This window comes from Aetokthonos hydrillicola CCALA 1050, assembly GCF_017591665.1.
GTDB classification, from domain to species: Bacteria; Cyanobacteriota; Cyanobacteriia; order Cyanobacteriales; family Nostocaceae; genus Aetokthonos; species Aetokthonos hydrillicola.
This window is the reverse complement of record NZ_JAAKGC010000296.1, coordinates 1-2,233: the sequence shown is the minus strand read 5'-3', so window position 1 is coordinate 2,233 and position 2,233 is coordinate 1. Positions and strand designations below refer to the sequence as shown.

Below are 2,233 nucleotides of genomic sequence, written 5' to 3'. Positions count from 1 at the left end.
CTGAAAGATACTTTCTTTACGGAGGTTACTGCGCACCGCGTGTACGTCCTATTCTTGGCTTTGAAAGTACTTTCATATAAAGTTCTTCTAAATGGGTAATCTTATCACTGAGCGTATAACGCTCTAGTACCCTCTTTCTTGCTTTGTGTCCTAATAAGGTTGTTAACTCTGGATGATCTTGAAACAGTGGTAATAGAGTCCGTAATTGAGCTCGTATAGTTTTAGTACTAAGAACGACACCAGCCCCCTTACTTAAAACTTCTCCATCAGCACCTACATCCGTTGCTAAACAAGCAATTCCACAAGCCATTGCTTCTAATAGAGATAAGGATAAACCCTCTACCAATGATGGTAAAACAAATACATCTGAGCCTCGTAGCATTTCGATACGTCGGTCTTCATTAGCAATAAATCCCAGCCAAATAATGTTGTACTCAGAACCATAAAATGATTCTAAAGAAGATTTTAATGGGCCATCACCAACAATCAGCAATTTACTACCAGGATCCAATTGAGCCTGTTTCCAAGCGCGAAGAAGAACTTCTACGTTTTTTTCTGGGGCTATACGCCCTTGGTAAATAAACAAGCGATCAGCTTTAAATTCAGCTTTAACGTTAGATGCTCCAGGGGAATACTTGACAGTATCTACCCCATTAGGAATAACAGTAACATTTTCTTCTCGTACACCTAAACGCACCATCAGTTCCCTTTGAATTTGGGAAAATACAATCACACAATCGTAGTTCACCAAAAAAGGCGCATAAAGCTGATAAGCCAAAAGTTGTGTTCCCGATAAAAGTTTTGCTCCTTTCCCCGCAAATGGGGTGTGGAAAGTGGCAATTAGAGGTAGATTTAGTTGTTCACATATTTCTGGTAAAACAAAGTCAAGGGGAGATAAGGTCAGCGAAGCATGAACTATATCTGGCTTAATGCGACGTAAGGACTGGGTTAGAACCTTAGTTGCTTTAAAAGTCGGAATTGTATAAACTTGGGACTTATAAATGAAGGGTAGTGGAACCTCTTGGCAATTTGGCCAATTATCTGGTCCCGATTCTTCTTGGGCAAAGTGTAGGAAACTAACTTGATGTCCTCGGTCTAGTAAGGCATTTGTAATTTCTCTGCTGTAGGTGACGTTACCACAAAAGGGTGACTTTTTTCCAATCCAGGCTATACGCATTCTTTATGAACTACTCAGAAAGGCGGGTTTATTTTATCAGCTTTTTGCCCTTTGTTTTTTATTTTTTGCTCTTTTATGCTTGCTAGTTTTTGGTAGGGCCATAAAATGACGCTATAACCAAAGTCAGATGCATTTATTAAGCATTGCATCTAGAGGGTTTCTCCTAAGTTGTTAATTTTTTAGACTTAAAATAACAACTTATGTCAAAGATATAAATCGCCTTTGACTTGAGAAAAATTTATCCCTCAGTAGGTATGTGAGAACTAAAGTTTACCATGAAAACATTGCAATGATATATCCTTTAAAATTCTTCTTATTTGGAAGAGTTATACCAGGTTAATAAACCTCCAGAAAAGACAATCGCTGCCAAACACAGAAATACATTCTGTAACCCCACAAAAGTTTCTATAATCCCGGTTAATGCCAAAGGCAAAGACAGGGCAATATTAATCAAATTATTTTGCAGACCAAAGACTTTTCCTCGCATTTCTGGTGGAGTTTCTGTCTGAATAGCTGTTTGCATGGGGATACCTACCAACGCCCCAAATATACCTAATACCATCACTAACAGTAAAACAAGCCATAACTGCTTAGTGAATATCGACAAACCTATAAGTGACGCTACCATCCCTACACATCCAAACAAGCTTAACTGGGTGTAAGAGAAACCTTGCCCAAATTGACCGAGAAGAGTTGCTCCAAGAGCGATACCCACCCCGCCAGCTGCAAGCAGAAAGCCAAATTGTGAAGCTTTCATATAGGGAATGACTTCTGCCATACGCACTGCTAAAATAGTTAGTGCTGCAAAAACCGAGAACAAGGTGATCAGTTGGATTAAAGCGCTGCGGAGGCGATAATTGTGTTTGAAATAGCGCAACCCATCACGAAGATCAGCAAAAATGTGGGGAGATTCTTTTTCGCTTTTGCGAGGTTTCTCGTTAGTTGCAAGAAGCATCAGAATAATGCCAGCGCTCACGTAACTACCGCCCACCAACAGTTCTTTACCTAGTTCACCACTGCCACCAAATTGTGTCCAAATTTTATCAGCAACTCCTA

General features: G+C 39.8%; 2 protein-coding genes. Both read right to left on the bottom strand.

What is annotated here, in order from left to right; translation table 11 throughout:
* Positions 1-25: 25 nt before the first annotated feature.
* A complete protein-coding gene (locus G4P69_RS37155) occupies positions 26-1,177 on the bottom strand; it encodes a glycosyltransferase family 4 protein (protein ID WP_208354872.1) in 1,152 nt (383 codons plus the stop codon).
* A gap of 313 nt (positions 1,178-1,490) precedes the next feature.
* Positions 1,491-2,233: MFS transporter (locus G4P69_RS37150; RefSeq protein ID WP_208354870.1), on the bottom strand; the 743-nt coding region annotated here is incomplete at its 5' end.